21 protein-coding genes and 1 tRNA gene are annotated in these 18984 nt (G+C 58.4%); 17 read left to right on the plus strand and 5 right to left on the minus strand.

The features are described 5' to 3' along the window. Positions 1-105 precede the first annotated feature (105 nt). From MHN28_RS21565 to MHN28_RS21575, 3 genes are all read left to right on the plus strand, one after another. Complete coding sequence (locus MHN28_RS21565; RefSeq protein ID WP_239344730.1) at positions 106-405, plus strand: hypothetical protein; 300 nt, start codon at positions 106-108, stop codon at positions 403-405. Between the two features lie 25 nt (positions 406-430). Continuing rightward, positions 431-667, plus strand: coding sequence for a helix-turn-helix domain-containing protein (locus MHN28_RS21570; protein ID WP_239344732.1), 237 nt, complete (start codon positions 431-433; stop codon positions 665-667). A 65-nt stretch (positions 668-732) separates the two neighbouring features. Beyond that, on the plus strand, positions 733-1722 hold the full coding sequence (locus tag MHN28_RS21575; RefSeq protein ID WP_239344734.1) for a tyrosine-type recombinase/integrase: 990 nt from the start codon (positions 733-735) through the stop codon (positions 1720-1722). 48 nt (positions 1723-1770) lie between these two features. Here MHN28_RS21575 and MHN28_RS21580 read toward each other — a convergent pair. The 4 genes from MHN28_RS21580 to MHN28_RS21595 all read right to left on the minus strand — a co-directional run bounded on the left by MHN28_RS21580 (position 1771) and on the right by MHN28_RS21595 (position 5467). Then, positions 1771-1847 (minus strand) — tRNA-Arg (locus MHN28_RS21580). A 64-nt stretch (positions 1848-1911) separates the two neighbouring features. After that, positions 1912-3294 (minus strand): sensor histidine kinase, encoded by a 1383-nt coding sequence (locus MHN28_RS21585; protein ID WP_239344736.1) that lies wholly within the window; start codon positions 3292-3294, stop codon positions 1912-1914. A gap of 18 nt (positions 3295-3312) precedes the next feature. Further along, positions 3313-4731 carry an NAD(P)/FAD-dependent oxidoreductase gene (locus MHN28_RS21590; protein ID WP_239344738.1) on the minus strand — a complete coding sequence of 473 codons (1419 nt, stop codon included), beginning with the start codon at positions 4729-4731 and terminating at the stop codon, positions 3313-3315. A gap of 4 nt (positions 4732-4735) precedes the next feature. Further along, positions 4736-5467, minus strand: coding sequence for a TVP38/TMEM64 family protein (locus tag MHN28_RS21595; RefSeq protein ID WP_239344740.1), 732 nt, complete (start codon positions 5465-5467; stop codon positions 4736-4738). A gap of 296 nt (positions 5468-5763) precedes the next feature. Between MHN28_RS21595 and rpmH the strand changes: the two genes are divergently transcribed. The 11 genes from rpmH to MHN28_RS21650 all read left to right on the plus strand — a co-directional run bounded on the left by rpmH (position 5764) and on the right by MHN28_RS21650 (position 15994). Next, positions 5764-5898: a 50S ribosomal protein L34 gene (gene rpmH, locus MHN28_RS21600; RefSeq protein ID WP_005980833.1), complete on the plus strand. Its 135-nt coding sequence runs from the start codon at positions 5764-5766 to the stop codon at positions 5896-5898. A 25-nt stretch (positions 5899-5923) separates the two neighbouring features. After that, complete coding sequence (gene rnpA, locus MHN28_RS21605) at positions 5924-6349, plus strand: ribonuclease P protein component (RefSeq protein ID WP_239344742.1); 426 nt, start codon at positions 5924-5926, stop codon at positions 6347-6349. Next, positions 6346-6594, plus strand: coding sequence for a membrane protein insertion efficiency factor YidD (gene yidD, locus MHN28_RS21610; protein ID WP_239344744.1), 249 nt, complete (start codon positions 6346-6348; stop codon positions 6592-6594). Before rnpA ends, yidD begins: the two co-directional genes overlap by 4 nt. Positions 6595-6661: 67 nt before the next feature. Beyond that, complete coding sequence (locus MHN28_RS21615) at positions 6662-8278, plus strand: acyl-CoA dehydrogenase family protein (RefSeq protein ID WP_239344746.1); 1617 nt, start codon at positions 6662-6664, stop codon at positions 8276-8278. Positions 8279-8321: 43 nt separating this feature from the next. After that, a complete protein-coding gene (ttcA, locus tag MHN28_RS21620) occupies positions 8322-9215 on the plus strand; it encodes a tRNA 2-thiocytidine(32) synthetase TtcA (protein WP_239344748.1) in 894 nt (297 codons plus the stop codon). A gap of 71 nt (positions 9216-9286) precedes the next feature. Further along, positions 9287-10822, plus strand: a complete 1536-nt coding sequence (locus tag MHN28_RS21625) for a bifunctional diguanylate cyclase/phosphodiesterase (RefSeq protein WP_239344750.1) — start codon at positions 9287-9289, stop codon at positions 10820-10822. 123 nt (positions 10823-10945) lie between these two features. Next, positions 10946-12775, plus strand: coding sequence for a membrane protein insertase YidC (gene yidC / locus MHN28_RS21630; RefSeq protein WP_239344752.1), 1830 nt, complete (start codon positions 10946-10948; stop codon positions 12773-12775). Beyond that, positions 12772-13509, plus strand: coding sequence for an MOSC domain-containing protein (locus MHN28_RS21635; protein ID WP_239344754.1), 738 nt, complete (start codon positions 12772-12774; stop codon positions 13507-13509). Before yidC ends, MHN28_RS21635 begins: the two co-directional genes overlap by 4 nt. After that, complete coding sequence (gene yihA, locus MHN28_RS21640; protein WP_239344756.1) at positions 13506-14159, plus strand: ribosome biogenesis GTP-binding protein YihA/YsxC; 654 nt, start codon at positions 13506-13508, stop codon at positions 14157-14159. The genes MHN28_RS21635 and yihA overlap by 4 nt, the downstream gene beginning before the upstream one ends. Beyond that, positions 14156-14524 carry a DUF2946 domain-containing protein gene (locus MHN28_RS21645; protein WP_239344758.1) on the plus strand — a complete coding sequence of 123 codons (369 nt, stop codon included), beginning with the start codon at positions 14156-14158 and terminating at the stop codon, positions 14522-14524. The genes yihA and MHN28_RS21645 overlap by 4 nt, the downstream gene beginning before the upstream one ends. A 66-nt stretch (positions 14525-14590) precedes the next feature. Then, positions 14591-15994, plus strand: coding sequence for a PepSY domain-containing protein (locus tag MHN28_RS21650; RefSeq protein ID WP_239344760.1), 1404 nt, complete (start codon positions 14591-14593; stop codon positions 15992-15994). A 75-nt stretch (positions 15995-16069) separates the two neighbouring features. Here the strand turns inward: MHN28_RS21650 and MHN28_RS21655 are convergent, their stop codons facing one another. Next, entirely contained in the window at positions 16070-16795 is a 726-nt protein-coding gene (locus MHN28_RS21655; protein ID WP_239344762.1) for an SDR family oxidoreductase, read from the minus strand. A 117-nt stretch (positions 16796-16912) separates the two neighbouring features. On the opposite strand from MHN28_RS21655, the gene argB reads away from it, so the two are divergent. Genes argB through MHN28_RS21670 form a run of 3 tightly spaced genes read left to right on the plus strand, consistent with a single transcriptional unit; the run spans position 16913 to position 18975 of the window. Further along, on the plus strand, positions 16913-17776 hold the full coding sequence (gene argB / locus MHN28_RS21660; RefSeq protein WP_239344764.1) for an acetylglutamate kinase: 864 nt from the start codon (positions 16913-16915) through the stop codon (positions 17774-17776). Positions 17777-17794: 18 nt separating this feature from the next. Beyond that, positions 17795-18481 (plus strand): ferredoxin, encoded by a 687-nt coding sequence (locus tag MHN28_RS21665; protein ID WP_239344766.1) that lies wholly within the window; start codon positions 17795-17797, stop codon positions 18479-18481. Beyond that, positions 18478-18975, plus strand: coding sequence for a histidine phosphatase family protein (locus MHN28_RS21670; protein WP_239344768.1), 498 nt, complete (start codon positions 18478-18480; stop codon positions 18973-18975). Before MHN28_RS21665 ends, MHN28_RS21670 begins: the two co-directional genes overlap by 4 nt. Positions 18976-18984: the final 9 nt, after the last annotated feature.

Below are 18984 nucleotides of genomic sequence, written 5' to 3' on the forward strand. Positions count from 1 at the left end.
CGGCAACAGCGCAGGGCCAGGCAGCAAAGCCGGTGACAACATGGACCCTGACGAAAGAGCGCAACCCGGCCCTTGGGCAAGGCGCGGGCACATAGGAGGTAAGATATGACAGACGCGAAAGCACCACAGCGGGTATTAACGCTTGAAGCAATGCTCGAAGATGCAGCGGCCTGCAATAAACGCCTTCGCAAAATGACCGGGCATAGCACCGTCAGCGGGGCGCAAATCGAGAAAATCAAGGAAGCTTCCCGAAATCGCAAAAGCGGGGCGGTAGCCAAGCGCAGACTGAAGGTCGCGGCCCTGATGGCAGACGGTAGATCAGCCACTGAAATTGCCAAGGTTTTGGGAGCCAATCCTAACACCATCGGCAACGATGTAACTCTGATCAACCGCGAAAAAGCCTGACGGTCGTAAAGGAAAACTGAAAGCCATGAGCTACCAATTCCCACCACGATTGATGCAAGCGAAGGCGGCGGCGCACTATCTGGGCGTGTCGCCCTCGAAGCTGCGCGGCCTTGATTTGCCCTGCCGAGTGGACGGTGGGAACAAGCTCTATGACCGCGCTGACCTTGACGCATATGCCGACTCGCTGCCTTATGACGGCTTGGATAGTGGAGAGGGCGCATGCGAACAGGCCGACGCAGCATTCGGAAAGGTGCGAATTTGAAGGGCATTCGGCGCGTCAGACAGGACGGAAAAATTTACAGATACCACCGGGCCACTGGAATACGGTTGCCCGACGATATCCCTGAGGATCACCCGGATTTTCTCGCGGCGTACCTGAACGCGGAAAACCAGAATGGCCCAAAGCCACAGAGAGGCGCCACGCCGAGCGCTGGAACGGTGGCACATGCGTGGTGGCGCTTCACCAAATCAGATGACTTCCTTGAACTGTCAGACGGATATCGAAGCCGGATGATCGCTCATGGCGAGGCCATCACACAAACAGGCGGCAAGGTTCCGATCAACCAGATTCGGGCCTATCACATCGAAAATGATATTGCGGACCTCGATCGCGCAGCCGCGCGCACGCGACTGAAAACGTGGCGCAAGTTCCTTAAATGGGCCCACCCAAAACTGATCGAAAAGAACTGGGCTATGCATGTCGACATGCCAAAAGCCAAAAAGGGTGAACGCCACAAGCGTTGGGCAGACGAACACATCAAGGCATTTCGCGCGAAATGGGCGGTGGACACACCTCAGCGACTCGCCATGGAACTCATGCTGTTTACCGGCATGCGGATCTGTGACGCCGTGCGTTGCGGCCCTGGCTGGGTCGACAAAGACGGATGGATGGCGTTCAAACAGCAAAAAACCAAAGGGGACGTTCTGATTGCCTTTGACCGGGCCCTGCCGGCCTTTGCCGACGCAGAAGCCTTGCAGCACCTGAACAAGTGCCTTGAAGCCAGAACCGAAAAGCACATGACATGGCTTGCAACGGTGCACGGCACCAGCCGTTCCGAAAAAGCTGCCAGCAACTGGTTCAGTGATGCGGCGCGCAAAGCTGGCCTGAAAGACGAAGCCAGAAGAACGGCCCACGGCTTGCGGGATACGTGCTGCGCAAGGCTCGCGGAAAATGGTGCTACGTCGCATCAAATCATGACCTGGTCGGGCCACGAGACCTTGGATGAAGCCGAACGCTACACCAAGGAAGCTGACAAGAAACGCATGCTGTCGGTGGACGATTCAGGAACGGAAATTGTTCAGGTCGCAAATACCTGAACAAAATTGATCGGTAACGCATTGTTTTTGCTGGAGATTTTTACCAAGTGGCGGACCGAGGAGGATTCGAACCCCCGACCCCTTGATTCGTAGTCAAGTACTCTATCCAGCTGAGCTATCGGTCCGCGTTGGTGAGGCGCTATGTAGACCCAGGTTCCGGGACGTGCAAGCCGATTCTTCAAAAATTTTTTAAAAAGTCACGTCGCCCTGCGGAAGCCTGATTTCAAAGGTCGTCCCTTGTGGTCCCGTGTCGGCCAAAACCAGATCTCCGCCATGTCCGCGCACCAGTTCCTGCGCGATTGCAAGTCCGAGGCCAGAGCCACCTTTACGCACACCGCCCTGAAACGGCGTGAACAAGTTCTCACGCGCTTTGGGTGGCAGGCCCGGACCATTGTCTTTAATCTCAACGCACCAGTCGTTTTCGTGCACGCAGCCAGCAATCGTGATCTTGCCTGGCTTACCGGACGCCACCAGCGCCTGACGCGCATTGCGCACTAGGTTCATCATGACCCGGAAAATCTGCTCGGGATCTGCGCGGGCAACCAGGTCGTCCGGCACTTCGTTGACGATTTCGACGCAAGCATCCGCGACGGCCAGCATTTCACTGGCCACGACATCTTCGGCCACATCCCGCAAGCGAACCATGGTTAGTGTCGGGGCGGGCTCTTCGGCGCGTCCAAAGGCCAGCGTGCTTTCGCACAAGGACACCGCCCGCGTAATCGAATTCACCAGCTTCGGCGCCATGCGCCGCACCAACGGGTCGTCGCTGGCCTCAATCCGGTCGGTAAACAGCTGAGCCGAAGTGAGGATGTTTCGCAAATCATGGCTGACTTTTGCCACGGCCCCACCTAACTGAGCCAGACGTTCGCGCTGTTTCAAGGCTTGCGTCAATTCGGTCTGCAACTGCTGCAGCGCCTCTTCCGCTTCGCGCAGCTCGGTCACTTTGGAATTTGGCGAGATGATGCCCCGCGCATCCTCCGGGGCCCCGGCGTAGCGCTGCATGTAACCAACGACGCTTTTGATCGGTTTAACCAGAACGACACGCACGGCCAGGAACAGAAAGAATGCAGTGATGATCGAGATGACGAAGGACAGGCCAAGAATGCGTAGGCCATAGTCGGTCATCGCCATGCGCAAGGGCATGCTGTCCATGGTGACTTCGATCAGCAGCCCAGCGCCTTTGACCGGCTCACCGATCACACGAATAACCTCATTTTCCGGGGTGAACAGGCGGGTCAGGGCGTCCCGGATCAAAATCCATGGCCCGGCGTCGCGCAGGTCGTAGGTCTTGGTGATCTGTTCGGGAATGGGTGACGACAGCATAAGCTGCCGGACCTCGTCGCGCCGCAAAACAACGTTATAGACGCCGGCGTTGGCCAGCAACTCGGCCTCAAGCTCTTCGGCCAGCATGTCATCGGCCAGCAAGGCCAGCGACGCAATCTGAGCACGCTCAAGCCGGTTCAGCAGGAAATCCTCTCGAAACCGCGCAATCGAAGGGACAAAGATCAGGACCTCGGCCAACATCACGAAGACCGTCGTCAGGATCAGAAAACGGCCCGACAGCGAGTTCAAATTGCGCTCCTTTCCCGGTCAGGGGATCCAGCGCTGGACGAACCTGACCACTCGTTTAACCGTCTGATTCTCAAACAGCCTTGGCGAGAAATAGGCTCCCGCCACCCGTTTGTTAAGCTCTCCGATCGTCGGATAGGGTGAAATCATCGCGGCGATCTGGCCCATCTTCAGGTTATTGGCCAATGCCAGCGACCACAAGTTGATCAGTTCGCCTGCCTGGTGACCCACGATTGTGGCACCCACAGGTCGACCTTTTACGACCATGACCTTGATAAATCCTTTCGTCTTACGCTCGGCGATCGCGCGGTCGTTGTGGTGATAATCAAAGCGCGCGACTTCGACCTTGTCGCCGTGCTGGGCGCGTGCCTGTGCTTCGGTCAGGCCGACCTGTGCCAGTTCGGGGTCCGTGTAGGTTGCCCATGGGATATGCGCTGTCTTCGCTTTCGACGGCAGGCCAAACAGGGCCGAGCGGATGATGATCCCGGCGTGATATCCGGCGACATGGGTGAATTGCAGCCCGCCAGCAACGTCGCCAATGGCGTAGATCTTTCGGTTCGTGGTGCGCAGCGTGTCATCCACCTTGATTCCCGAGCGGGTCGTCTCGATCCCGGCAGCCTCAAGGTTCAGGCGGTCAGTATTGGCCTTACGTCCGGCAGCCAATAGCAAGTGAGAGCCCGAGAAGATGTCTCCGTTCTCAGTCACAACCTCAACCGCTCCGTTGTTGTCTCTGATCTGCGCGACCATTGCCCGTTCGTGGATTGCAACGCCTTCGGCGCGCAGTGTCTCCAGAACAATCTCTGCCGCTTCGGGGTCATCCTTGCTCAACGCCTGTAAACCTTCGATCACCGTGACCTTGCAGCCTAACCGGATATGGGCCTGTGCCATCTCCATCCCGATCGGCCCACCGCCGATGATCAACAGATGCTCGGGCTTGTCGCGCAGGTCAAAGATGGCCTCGTTGGTATAATAGGACACTTGGTCCAAACCGGGGATCGGCGGCACCAGCGGTGAAGAGCCTGTCGCAATCACTACACGCCGCGCAGTGATCAGGTAGTCGCCCGCCTGTACCTGCGTCGGAGAAACAAAGCTGCCGTATTCCCGGATCACTTTGACCCCAAACCCCTCGAATCTTTCCTGACTGTCCATCGGTTCGATCTGAGCGATCACATCATGGACGTGGTCCTTCGCTGTGGCGTAATCCACCTGCGGCATCACATCCGCCACGCCAAAGGCCGACGCATGCGCCTGCCCGTATGCCGCCTTGCCACTGGCAATCAGCGCTTTGGAGGGGACGCAGCCAAAGTTGAGGCAATCGCCACCCATCTTGTGACCTTCCAACAGGATAACGTCGGCCCCCATCTGGATTGCGCCCGCGGCCACCGACAGGCCGCCCGACCCGGCTCCGATCACCAGGATATCGGTTTTCAATTCTTGCATGAACTCAGGCGTCCTTTCGGCCACGCAGGGATTTGATGATGATCGGCAAGGCCGCCAGAACACACAAACCGAGAATCGGGCCGATGACAAAGGGTTCCCACAAGAGCGATACATCCGGTGTCTCGCCCCTATCGAACACGCCGCCCAGACCGACGCCGATCCACGTATAGACGATCCCACCCGGTATTATGCCCAGCGCTGTTGTGATCAGGAAGTTGCGGAACTTCACCCCCACCAGCGCAGGCACCAGATTGGCGACAAAGAACGGCACGACCGGAACAAGGCGCAACAGGAACAGCACCGAGATTTCGTTCTCGCGCAGGCCATCTTTCAGTTTCTTTAGAGACCCTTCCGAGGCTTCAAGCCGCGCAGTCAGGGATTCGCCCAATCCCCAGCGCGCGGCGAGAAAGATCGCCGACGCACCGATGGTCGCCGCAAACACGTTGAAGACTGTTCCGGCAAACAGGCCGAACAGGAACCCTCCGGTCATCGAGGCGACCGCAGCACCCGGCAGTGAAAATGCCACGATGACGATGTAGATCGCCACGAAGGCACCGGCCATGGCCCAGTAATTGGCATCACGCCACGCCAACAGCGCCTCACGATTGTCGCGCAGGGTTTCAAAGGTCAGGTAATCGCCCAGCGTGAAAAACCCGACCGCGGCTACGGCGAGAATCACCAGCAATGGTATATGGCGCGCAAGCCCGCTGCGTGGCGCCTGGGTTGTGTCGCTCATGAGGCTGTCCGGTTTTGTACGTTTCATTGTGCGAATAACATGCGCCGCAAGCAGCGCCAGAAACAGTGGCCTCACGCTGCCTTGATGTTTTTAGCTGGGAATGTGAGGGTTTGGGGCCGTAAACCGTGCATTTTGAAACCTTTTACCTTGCCCGGTTACAGAATTGTTGCAAAAGGCGCGAAAACCCCCACCTAGGGGTTTGACTTACCCCCCGCTTCCCAGTAGAGGACGGGCTTCGAACACCACGGGCAGGCGAATCCGCGCCGCACCCGACCGCATAGATTGGAGACGGAGCGATGAAACGCACCTATCAGCCTTCGAACCTGGTTCGCAAACGCCGCCACGGTTTCCGCGCGCGCATGGCCACCAAGGCCGGCCGTAAGATCCTGAACGCGCGCCGCGCACGTGGCCGCAAATCGCTGAGCGCGTAAACCGCTCACCGATCAGGTTATGAACATGACGCCGCCGGAGGCCCCTGTGGATGGTAAGAACCAGCCCGGGGATATGCCCCCGGCGGCGTCCGTTTGCGCGCCTGAAACTCTGACGGTTCTCAGGAAACGATCCGATTTCCTGAAAGCTGCCCGTGCGCGCAGGCAAGGTACATCCTCGATGATGGTGCAGGCCCGTAAACGTGCGGCCGATGAGGCAACCGGGATTCGGGTGGGTTTCACCTGTTCAAAAAAAGTCGGCAATGCTGTCGCCCGCAACCGCGCCAAGCGCCGGTTGCGCGAGGCCGCGCGAGCCGTTCTGCCCGTTAACGGTCAAGACGGCTGGGATTACGTCCTGATTGGCCGAGCCGAAACCACAGCCGCGCGACCGTACAATGCGCTTTTGGACGATCTGCGCTATGCGCTACGCAAAGTGCACAGCGCGCGGAATTGACCCTTTTTTCTCATATCGTGGCTCTGCCCGTACGGGTCTATCGGCTGGTGTTCAGCCCCTGGGTCGGCTTCAATTGTCGATACCAACCGACTTGCTCAGCCTATGCGTTGGAAGCGCTGGAAAAACACGGCGCCATCAAGGGCACCTGGCTTGCAATCCGCAGGATCGGCCGGTGCCATCCCTGGGGCGGCGATGGATATGATCCCGTACCGGATCGCAAAGACGACGGCGGTTGCTGTTCGTGACCTTCCGTCAGACTTGACCCATTACCAACTCCGCTGAACACTTGGACCCGAACCACCTGAGGTCCAGATGACATCCGAAGCCCGCCACTCCCTGCCTACACATGATGTTCTGAATCAGCCGCCTGTGCGTGGCGACTCCAACCTCTGGACGACTGATCCTGTCCTGCAAAACGCCGTGCATTTTGCAGGCGGCCGCAACGCGCCATTGGAGGCTTATGGGGATACGCTCGGGCGCGCCGAGGCCCGTGAACTGGGGTGCGAGGCCAATCGGCACCCCCCGGAACTACGACTGTTCGATCAGGGCGGCAGGCGTCTGGACGAGGTTCGGTTCCACCCCGCCTATCACCAGATGATGCAGATCAGCCAATCCGCAGGTTACGCGTCACTGGCATGGGACGGGCAACCCGGCGGGCACTCAACGCATGCCGCGATGATGTACTTGGCCAGCCAGGTTGAACCCGGGCATTGCTGCCCGATGACCATGACCTATGCGGCAATCCCGGCCCTAGCAGCCAATGAACAGATCGCTTCGATCTGGCGGCCAAAACTCATGGCGCGCAGCTATGATCCGTCGACGAACCCGATCGAACGAAAAACCAGTGCCACGCTAGGCATGGCAATGACTGAAAAACAGGGTGGCTCGGACGTGCGCGCCAATACGACCGTCGCAACCCGCGACGGTGATCATTGGCGGTTACGCGGGCATAAATGGTTCTGTTCGGCCCCAATGTCGGACGGGTTCCTGACACTGGCGCAAGCGCCGGGCGGCCTGACATGTTTCCTTGTGCCCCGCTGGCTTGATGGTGAGCGCAATGCGATCCACTTGATGCGACTGAAAGACAAGCTGGGCAACAAATCCAACGCCTCGTCTGAAATCGAATACCACGACGCGCTCGCCTACCAGTTGGGCGACGAAGGTGCGGGTGTCCGGACGATCATCGAAATGGTGCACCACACGCGTTTGGATACGGCCGTGGCTCCGGCAGGCCTGATGCGCGCCGCCCTGACAGAGGCACATCATTGGGTGGCCCACCGCAGCGCTTTTCAACGCAGATTGATTGACCAGCCCCTGATGCGCGCGGTGCTGGCTGATCTTGTGCTGGACTGGGAAGGCGCTCTGACACTGGGTATGCGTGTCGCGCAAGCATTCGACGGCCAGTCGCCCGAGGACAGAGCCTTTGCCCGGATCGGCGTCGCATTGGCCAAGTTCCTGAACAACAAACGCTGCCCCGTGGTCGTGGTCGAAGCGATGGAAGTATTGGGCGGCATGGGCTACGTAGAAGACACGCCCCTACCCCAGATCTATCGCGAAGCGCCCTTGAACAGCATTTGGGAAGGGTCGGGCAATGTGATCTGCCTCGACATTCTGCGCACCCTCGCCCGAGATCCGATGGCTGCCGAGGTTGTGGACGCCGAGTTGGATACAGCGGCCGGCGCAGACAGAGAGTACGACGCAGCTCTGAAGGCACATCGCGACCGTTGGCCGGGGCTTCCACCTGAGGCTGAAGCGCGTTGGTTCGCTGAGAACACGGCGCTGTTGCTGACCGCATCACAGCTATTGCGCCACGCTCCGAACGAGGTTGCCGATGGGTTCATAGCATCGCGATTGTTGGGCAACGGCGGGCGCATCCCCGGGTCGGTTGCAGGTTTGGACACGGACGCCTTGCTGGCGCGTATGGGCTGACCCGCCACTTGCCCGGTTGCGCCAACTGCTGTAGGGGCTGCGCATGTTTGACGAAGCTGACGATATCCACCCGCTTTTTGCCGGCGCGCCCTCGACCACCGAGTTCAAGAAGCTGCGCAAGCGCATCGTGCGCCAGACCCGTGAGGCTATCGAGCAATACGGGATGGTGGACCCGTCAGCGCATGACAAAGACGGTAAGCCGCCCCGCTGGTTGGTCTGCCTGTCCGGCGGCAAGGACAGCTACACTCTGCTGGCCGTTCTTTATGAGCTGAAGTGGCGTGGCCTGCTGCCCGTCGATCTGCTGGCCTGCAATCTGGATCAGGGGCAGCCTGGATTTCCGGCGACCGTCCTGCCCGAGTTTTTGGAACGTATGGGCGTCCCCCATCGGATCGAGTATCAGGACACTTATTCCGTCGTGATGGACAAGGTTCCGCAGGGCCGCACCTATTGCGCTCTGTGCTCGCGACTGCGCCGTGGCAACCTGTACCGAATTGCCCGCGAAGAAGGCTGTAGCGCGGTCGTACTTGGCCATCACCGCGACGATATCCTCGAGACGTTTTTCATGAACCTGTTCCACGGTGGGCGTTTGGCGACCATGCCGCCGAAACTTGTGAACGAAGAAGGCGATCTTTTCGTTTTCCGCCCCCTTGCCCATGTGGCCGAGGCCGATTGCGAGAAATTCGCCACCTCGATGAACTATCCCATCATCCCCTGCGACCTGTGCGGCAGCCAGGACGGCCTGCAGCGCCAGCAGGTGAAACAAATTCTCGATCAGTGGGAGAAGAACAGCCCCGGACGCCGACAGGTGATGTTCCGGGCGCTGACAAACGCGCGGCCTTCGCATTTGCTGGACCCGAAACTGTTTGATTTTCAAAATCTTGCGCTTAACCCGAGCAAAAAAGACGAAAATTCTGGCGAAATTCCGCAGTTGCGTTAACGAGTGACTCAGATTGGTTTTCTAGGGTCGACCTGAGCGAGCTGTGCTCAAGGTAGAGGCCCGGATAACCGATGTGGAAACATATCTCAGTCAACAGAATTCTCGACTTTCTCGCCACGGCGCTAAGCGGGCCTCCTGCCCTGGCCTTTGCACCGGCGATCAGCCTCGCCGCATATTGGATTGGCGGAGAACGCGCGCTAATCATCGTCGCACTGGCGCTTCCGCTCGTGTTTGCAGCGGCGGTCTCTGTTGCGAACAAGGCTGACATCCGATCGAAACGCAATAGCGGTCTTTTGCCGATTGATGCCTTCGCAGCCGGGATGGAAGACATTTTCAAGGATAATCAGCGCACTGGCCACGAAGCCGCCTGTATGATTGTGGAACTGGACGGGTTCCCCGATTTTCTGGATCTCCACGGCAATGCCGCTGGCAACCTGATGGCAGACCAGTTCCGTGCCCGCGTTGCCTCTGTCATCCGGTCTCAGGACATGGCCACGGGCATGGATCAAAGCAAGATCTCTATCGGTCTGCACGGGTCTCAGAATCTGGACCTTGAAGCCTGCATTCAGATGTCAGGGCGCATTCAGGCGGCTGTCGAAGAACCGATTACTTTGAATGGCACCAGCGTATACATGTCCTGCTCGATCGGGTTTTGTCTTCAATCCACAATCCCTGAGGCCGCCTTTGCCGAGTGGATCGACGCCGCAAACGCAGCTTTGGGCGAAGCGCAAAGAAACGGTCCGGCCACCATCCGCGCTTATTCCTCGGAGACTCAACGGCGGGCACGCATTCGCGCCAATCTGCGTAAAGAGTTTGTTGCAGCCCTGGACAGCGGCGAGATACGCCCATGGTTTCAACCACAGATTTCCACAGATACCGGGCATGTGACAGGGTTTGAGGCTCTGGCCCGCTGGGAACACCCCCAAAAGGGCGTGTTGGGCCCGCAGATTTTTCTGCCATTTGCCGAACAGGCCGACCTGATGGAACGGCTGGGTCAGGTGATGCGGCATCACGCCTTTGCTGCTATGCAGAAGTGGGACCGCACCGGAGTGATCGTGCCTCGGATAGGGGTGAATTTCTCATCAGACGAACTGCGCGATCCTGCGCTGATCGACCGTCTGAAATGGGAGCTTGATCAGAATGACCTCACCCCCGACAGACTGGCCGTCGAGATTCTTGAAACGGTATTTTCCAGACGACCGGATGACGTGATCACCCGCAATGTGACAAGCATGTCCAATCTCGGGTGCTGCATTGATCTGGATGACTTTGGTACTGGTCACGCGTCAATTGCTTCGGTCAAACGCTTTGACGTCTCACGCATCAAAATCGACCGGTCCTTTGTCGCCAAGGCCGATCGCGATGCCAGTCAGCAACAGTTGGTCAGCGCGATTTTGACGATGGCGGAACGACTGAATGTCGAGACATTGGCGGAAGGTGTTGAATCCCCCGGCGAACATGCACTGATGGCACAGTTAGGCTGCGATCACGTCCAAGGCTTCGGGATTGGTAAGCCCATGCCTTTTGAAAAGACCATGGACTGGATGCTGGCGCATCAGAACAAGATCAACGGAATGCCGAAAATCGGACGCCAAGCGCGGCCTTAACCGCGAATTAACGCCACAGAACCCCGATCCGTGATGAAATAAAGGGCGATTCCGCTTGACCTTTGGGCTTGCACTCTGTTGAACCCAGCGGGTGTCTTTCACTGCTCAAGGTGGCTGTCCCAGATGGACGATCAGAACAAGAATCTAATCCTCGCAACCGCGCTCAGCTTTCTCGTGATCCTGGTTTGGTTCGTGCTGTTTCCTCCGCCCGAACAGACCACGTCGCCAGAGCCGACCGAGATCAGCGCAACAGAGGGCACAGATGTTCAGACCCCCAGCGCCACCAGCACCGGCACTGTCGGCGAAGCGACGGCAGACGCAACTGAAGTCGAACCTGACGCTGAGGCGCCACGGATCGGAATCGACACGCCGCGCCTGAAGGGCAGCCTGTCACTGTCCGGCGGTCGCCTCGATGAGCTGTTTCTGAAGGACTACAAAGTTTCGATCGACGAAGGCGCACCTATTGTTGAGCTGTTGTCGCCCGTGGGCTCGGAATCAGCCTATTATGCGCTGTACGGATGGGCACCGGGCGCGGGTGTCGCAGGGGCTGATGTTCCCGGACCGAACACGCTGTGGACAGTCGAAAACGGCGACGTTCTGGGCGTCGACACTCCGGTTACCCTGAAGTGGGATAACGAAAAGGGTCTGACCTTCCGCCGCACGATCTCGGTTGACGAAGATTACATGTTCACCGTCACCCAGTCGGTTCAGAACAACACCCAATCCGAAGTGGGCATGGCCCCTTACGGCATCCTTGCCCGCCATGGCATGGGTGAAGACGGGGAGCTGCCTGATCTTAAGAACTTCTTCATCCTGCATGAAGGCGTGATGGTCATGGCCGACGGCGTTCTGAACGAAATCGACTATGGCGATGTGCGCGATTTTGACATCGACCCGAATGAACGTGCACAAGCCGAGGTCTTTCAGATCAAAGAAGGCGGTTGGATCGGCTTCACTGATCACTACTGGATGACCACACTGATCCCCGAGGAAGGGTCGGCCTTCAAGGCAGCAGCAAAATACGATTCGCGCCGCAAGATCTACCAGACGGAAACCGTTCTTCCGACGCTGACGGTTGCTCCGGGTGCGACTGAAGAGGTCACCACTCAACTGTTTGCCGGTGCAAAGGAATGGGAAACCATCCGCGAGTATCAGCAGCAGGGCGTGCAGAAGTTCATCGACAGCATCGACTGGGGCTGGTTCTACTTCCTGACCAAGCCGATCTTCTGGCTGCTGCACAACATCAACGCCCTGATCGGCAACATGGGCTGGTCGATCATCGGCCTGACGCTGATCATCAAGGCGATCCTGTTCCCGCTGGCGTTTAAATCCTACGTCTCGATGGCGAAGATGAAGGAACTCCAGCCGCAGATGGAGGCTCTGAAAGAGGCCGCCGGCGACGACCGTCAAAAGATGCAGCAGGGCATGATGGAGCTGTACAAGAAGGAAAAGGTGAACCCGGCCGCAGGCTGTTTGCCGATCTTGATGCAGATCCCGATCTTCTTCTCGCTGTACAAAGTGATCTTTGTCACCATCGAACTGCGTCAGGCCCCATGGTTTGGCCCGTTCCAGGACCTCAGCGCACCTGATCCGACCTCGATCATGAACCTTTTCGGCTTGTTGCCTTGGGCCGGTCCGCAGCCTGACACGCTGATGGCGCTGATCTTCATTGGCATCCTGCCGCTGCTGCTGGGTGTTTCGATGTGGCTGCAGCAGAAACTGAACCCGGCGCCAACGGATCCGACCCAGGCGATGATCTTTGCCTGGATGCCGTGGGTATTCATGTTCATGCTGGGCAGCTTTGCCAGCGGGCTGGTCGTCTACTGGATCGCAAACAACACGATCACGTTCACGCAGCAGTACCTGATCATGCGCAGCCAGGGCTATAAGCCCGACGTGTTTGGCAACATCAAGTCCGGCTTCAAACGAACTCCGAAGACGGATGACAAATGAATGCCGAAGTGACCCATATCTTGCGGCATCCGATCAAAAGTCATGGTCGTGAAGCCGTTCAGACCGTAACAGTGACCCCCGGGCAGACCATGCCCGGGGATCGCGTTTGGGCGGTCGCGCATGAGGCCTCGACCGCAGACGGGTCACAATGGGAGCCCTGCGCCAGTTTCAGCCGCGGAGCAAAAGCGCCTCAGCTGATGGCCATCTCGTCCCGGCTGGACGGCGATACGATGACATTGACCCACCCGGATCGCCCGGATCTGACCTTTGATCCCGACAAAGATCAGCAGGAGTTTCTGGACTGGGTTCAAGCGTTGATGCCCACAGATCGTGCTGCATCGGCCCGGATCATTCGCGTCCCTGGGCGGGGCATGACCGACAGCGATTACCCCTCGATCAGCTTGTGCAACATGGCATCGCACCGCGCGGTTGAACAAAAGCTGGGCCGGGACCTGTCGATCCAACGCTGGCGCGGTAACATCTGGTTCGATGGCCTTCCCCTGTGGGAAGAATTCGATTGGCTGAACCGTGAGGTTCAGGTTGGCGAGGCCGTGTTCCGCGTGCGTGAACGTACCACCCGCTGCCTGGCGACGACGGCCAATCCGGAAACCGGCGTTCGCGATGCCGATACGCTGGGCGCGTTAAGCAGCTGGGGCCATCAGGATTTCGGCGTCTATGCCGAAGTGGTTCGTGGTGGCGAAATCTCAGTCGGCGATAAGGTTCACCTGCTATGAGCACCCTTCCCTTTCCACTTGTCGAAGACCCGGACGAGTTCGCGCTGGAACGTGGGCGCAAGCTGTTTGCAGGACCGTCCGAGTTTGTCAAAGGCGTGGTCGCCATGAACGGCCTGCCCGCACCTGACCGGCTTGAGGTTTGCTTTGCGGGCCGGTCCAACGTGGGCAAGTCCAGCCTGATAAACGCACTGACCGGCACCAAGGGGTTGGCCCGTGCGTCAAACACTCCAGGCCGCACGCAAGAGATCAACTTTTTCACCCAAGGCCCCGAACTGTATCTGGTCGACTTGCCCGGTTATGGCTACGCCAACGCGCCGGTTAAGGTGGTGGAAAAGTGGCAGCGGCTGCTGAAACAGTATCTGAGCGGGCGGCAGACATTGCGCCGCGCTTTTGTCCTGATTGACTCGCGCCATGGTGTAAAACCCGTCGATGCGGAGATCATGAAGCTTCTGGATACCAGCGCCGTGACCTTTCAATGCGTAATGACCAAGGCAGATAAGGTTAAGGCCAACGAACGCCAGAAGGTGCTGGATCAGGTACGCGGCGCGCTGTCCAAACATCCGGCGGCCTTCCCGGAAATCGTGCTGACCTCGTCCGAAAAGGGTGACGGCATTCCGACACTCCGCTCGGTCATCGCACATCTGGAATGATCCTGATCGACCGCCTTTTCCCATTGCTGACGTTGCTGGCGCTGTTGCTGACCAGCGCGATCCCGCAAGGCTGGATGCCTGCGATGGGGAATGACGGGAAAGTGTTGCTGGTGCTGTGCACCGGCGAAGGTACGGTCGAGCAATGGGTCGATCTGGACCCTGATGACCCTGTTCACGACGATACCGACTCGCGCATCATGTGTCCTTTCGCTGGCATGACAGCGGATATCAACCTGCCTTCCGTCGGGGAGATCGTCCCATTCACCGCGCCGATTCAGGCGCGCTGGACTCATCGCGATTTCACACACCGCAGTGCCGGGTTCTATACCCGCTACGACGCCCGCGGACCGCCTCTCATCTCCTGATTCAACTCAACACAGTTTGAACCAGCGCAGGCACTGCGCGGGTAATTATCGAATCCGGAGACTATCATGGCAATGAACAGCCAAACCCTGGGGAACACCCCAGCGCGAAACACTGCTGCGCAAAAATTTTACTTCGCCGCCTGGCGGTGGCATTTCTACGCGGGGATTTTCGTTATCCCCTTCCTGATAATTCTGGCCGTTACCGGGCTGATGATGATGTTCATCACGCAGTTCGATGGGCGTGACGGTGAAAAGATCGCAGTACACATTCAAGGGCAGGCGCTGCCTGTTTCCCAGCAAGCCGAGGTCGCCTTTGAACAGGTGCCCGGTACGGTCGTGGAATGGATCGGCCCCAAAGCCGCCGACCTGGCAACCGTCTTCCGCATCAAGACTGAAAAAGGTCAGCGTCTTGTGGCCGTCGACCCTTATGCCGGAGAAGTTCTTGACGTATGGGATCGCCGCGCGGGCTGGTACGATCTGGCCGATAACATCCACTCCACACTGATGATCGGCACGACCGGAGACCGTATACTGGAAGTCGCGGCTGGGCTCAGCCTGCTGCTGGTCTTTACCGGGCTGTACATGTGGTGGCCGCGCGGAAACGCCGTGGCGGCGTTCGTACCAAATCTGCGCGCACGCGGCCGCGCGTTTTGGAAGTCGTTGCACGCTGTTGTCGGATTCTGGATGTCCGGGCTGTTGGTGGTCTTCCTGATCTCAGGCCTGTCCTGGGCAGGCGTCTGGGGCGGGATGATCGTCCAGCCATGGAGCAGCTTCCCTGCCGAGAAATGGGATAATGTCCCGTTGTCCGATGATATCCACGCCAGCATGAACCACGGGCATCAAAACGACGTTCCATGGGCTCTGGAGCAGACACCCATGCCTGCCTCAGGTTCCGACGCTGGGATAGATGGAGTTCCGCAGGGCACACCGGTAGATATCGATGCGTTGGTCACTCTTGGCACCGCGCTGGGTATGACAGAGCGCTTCCGCGTGGCCTATCCTGGTGGTGAGGACGGTGTCTGGACCCTGAACCGGGACAGCATGAGCAGCGACTCGACCGATCCGGTGAATGACCGCACCGTTCACGTGGACCAGTACACCGGCAAGATTCTGGCGGATGTCCGGTATGAGGATTACTCGCTAATGGGAAAATCCATGGCCGTTGGCATTCCATTTCACATGGGCCTGATGGGCACGTGGAACTTCATCCTGAACGTGGTGTTCTGCCTTTCGGTTATCTTTGTCTGCGTCTCTGGCGTTGTGATGTGGGTCAAGCGTCGGCCTCAGCGTGCCGGGCGGCTGGCCGCACCGCCAATGCCTGCAGAACTGCCACTATGGAAAGGGGCTGTCCTGATCGGCCTTTTCACAGCGATGGCCTTCCCGTTGGTGGGTTTGACACTGTTGGTCGTGCTGGCCTTTGATCTGCTGCTGATCAGCAACATCCCGGCAATGAAGCGGGCGATGAGCTGACAAAAATACGGGCCGCACCCAACTGGTGCGGTCCGACCAGCGTAGATTTTCCGCGATTTGAACTATTCCGAAAGCCTAAACGTGCTGTGCTCCATTCACCTCAATTTCCGCACCTGAGATGTAAGAGCTTTCCTGAGAGCACAGGAAATGGATCGCTGCTGCGACTTCTTCGGGCTGGCCCAACCGTCCAAGTGGCAGTTTTTCCACTATTTTATTGGTCCCCGGGCTGAGGATTGCGGTTTCGACCTCTCCGGGTGCGATAGCGTTCACCCGCACGCCCATGGGGCCGAAGTCATGGGCCATTTCCCGTGTCAGTGCAGCCAGTGCCGCCTTGGATGTTGCGTAAGCAGCGCCTGCAAATGGGTGCACGCGCGAACCTGCAATGGATGTCACGTTTACGACGGATCCACGGGCTGCGGCCAATTCCTCTTTCAATCCGCGCGCCAAAACAACGGACGCAAAGAAGTTGACGTGGAACACCTGTCCCCAGGTCATGAGATCAGTGTTAAGCGTACTCAGGCGTTCTCCGTTGGGTCCTTTCGGCGACACCCCCGCGTTGTTGACGAGCGCGTGAAGTTTGCCTCCGACCATTTCTTGCAAAACACCGACGGAATTTATCGTATCGGCAGGATCGCTCAGGTCCAGCTGCACATGGTTTTCTTTTCCTTCCCACGGACAATCGTCGGGCACCGGAGAGCGCGAGCAAGTGATAACCCGCCAACCTTCAGCATGGAACCTTCGAACAGTCGCGAAACCTATGCCCCGGCTTGCACCCGTCAAAACAAGTGTTTTTTGCTCCACTGGACGTGTCTCCTGATTCAGGGTGTGCGGGCACACTATCAGCGTCGACTGCACTCTCAACAGCGTTCTTGGCTTATGCGTCCAAAACGCCTAACACGTGAAGAAGAGGACCAAGATATGAAGACACGAGACATGAACCGGGACTGGATCGCCACCGCCGCCACTTTGAACAGCGCTTTGCCGTATCTGCAACGCTATGACGGCGCGATTGTCGTCATCAAATTGGGTGGCCACGCAATGGGCAGCGACGAGGCGATGGAGAGCTTTGCGCGCGACGTGGTCCTGATGCGTCAGGTCGGTGTGAACCCGGTTGTCGTGCATGGTGGGGGTCCGATGATCAACGCGATGCTGGACAAACTGGATATCCAGTCCGAGTTCGTGAACGGCAAGCGCGTCACCGACAAGGCTACTGTTGAAGTGGTCGAGATGGTCCTGTCCGGTTTGGTGAACAAACGCATCGTTCAGGCGATCAACGATCAGGGCGGCATGGCCGTGGGCCTGTCGGGCAAAGACGCGCAGTTAATGCTGTGTGATCAGACGGATGAGTCTCTGGGCTTCGTCGGAAGTCCGGCAGAAATGAACCCGAAAATCCTGCACGACCTGTTCGCACATGATGTGATCCCGGTTATTGCGCCGCTCGGTGCTGGTCGGAACGGCGAGACTTTCAACGTAAATGGCGACACGGCTGCCGGGGCCATCGCTTCTGCGCTCAAGGCTGATCGCCTTCTGCTACTCACGGACGTCTCAGGCGTCAAGAATGCCGCTGGGGATGTTGTTACCGAACTGAAGGCCGGTCAGATCCGTGAGATGACGCTGGATGGTACGATTGCGGGCGGCATGATACCCAAGACCGAAACGGCGCTGGACGCGCTGCACAGCGGTGTTCGCGCGGTTGTCATTCTGGACGGGCGTGCGCCGAATGCAGTCTTGCTTGAGCTTTATACAGAACACGGTGCCGGATCGTTGATCCGACCGGACTAAGTATCAGAAGGAGGAGACATGACAGATCACGCCCCACTCTCCTCTGAAACTGTGACGATCACCTATGAACAGGTTGAACGGGCGGCAAAAGCAGTCGGTCTGATCGTCATGGGTGCGCTGCATCCTCGACTTACTGATGCCAAGCAATTGGACGGCGGCACTTTGATCCTGTTGGGGGCAGGTCCAGAGTTCTGGCGTGTGCTGAAATCCTCGCCCGAGTGGCAAGCAGACGATCCCGTGGACCGTTGGTCGTCACGCGTGGTCGATCGAATGGCGCAAGAGTTGTCCGCTGAAGCCCACTTTCCGTTCGGTGGCCCACCCTATGCGCCTTTTATCGACTGGGCATTGAAATCCGGGCGCACATTCAGCAGCCCCGTGGGTGCACTTGTCCATGACGAGGTCGGAATGATGATCTCTTACAGGGGCGCACTGCATTTTACCGAAGAGTTTCCTATACCCGACACGCCGGGCATTTCCCCGTGCGCCACCTGCGCTGCCCCCTGCACACAAACCTGCCCGGTTGGCGCACTGAACAGCCGTGACTTCTACGATGTCGCGGCCTGCCACAGTCATCTTTCCACCGCTGAGGGTCAGATCTGTATGACAGGCGGTTGCCTTGCACGGTTGTCCTGTCCGCTCAGCAAAGGCGCGGCGCGCGACCCGGAACAATCCGCCCACCACATGAAAGCGTTTCACCCGTCATGACCCGTACCCTGATCCTGACCCGCCACGCAAAGTCCAGCTGGGACAGCCCGGCTCTTTCCGATCATGATCGCCCTTTGAACAAACGCGGCCGAAAGTCTGCCCCAGCGATTGCAGCATGGTTACGGGAAAACGGCTGGTTGCCGGACGAAGTTCTGAGCTCTAGCTCAGCCCGTACGCGTGAAACGTGGGAGCGGATGGGTTTGCAGGCCGGTAAAGTATGCTTTCACCGAACGCTCTATCATGCCGACCCCGCAGACATGTTGATCGAACTGTCGGGGGCCACAGAGCAAACCGTTCTGATGCTGGGCCACAATCCCGGAATTGCGGTGTTCGCCAGTCAAATTGTCCAAAAACCACCGGAGCACGCCCGTTTCTACGACTATCCGACCTGCGCGACGACCGTGATCCGGTTCGACATCGAAAAATGGGCCGACATCACGTGGCACAGCGGCGATGTTCTGGGGTTTGTCATTCCACGCGAGTTGCTGGAATAGAAAAAGGCG

Origin of the sequence: Ruegeria sp. Ofav3-42, from assembly GCF_022347725.1 — a bacterium.
In the GTDB taxonomy this organism is placed as follows: Bacteria; Pseudomonadota; Alphaproteobacteria; order Rhodobacterales; family Rhodobacteraceae; genus Ruegeria.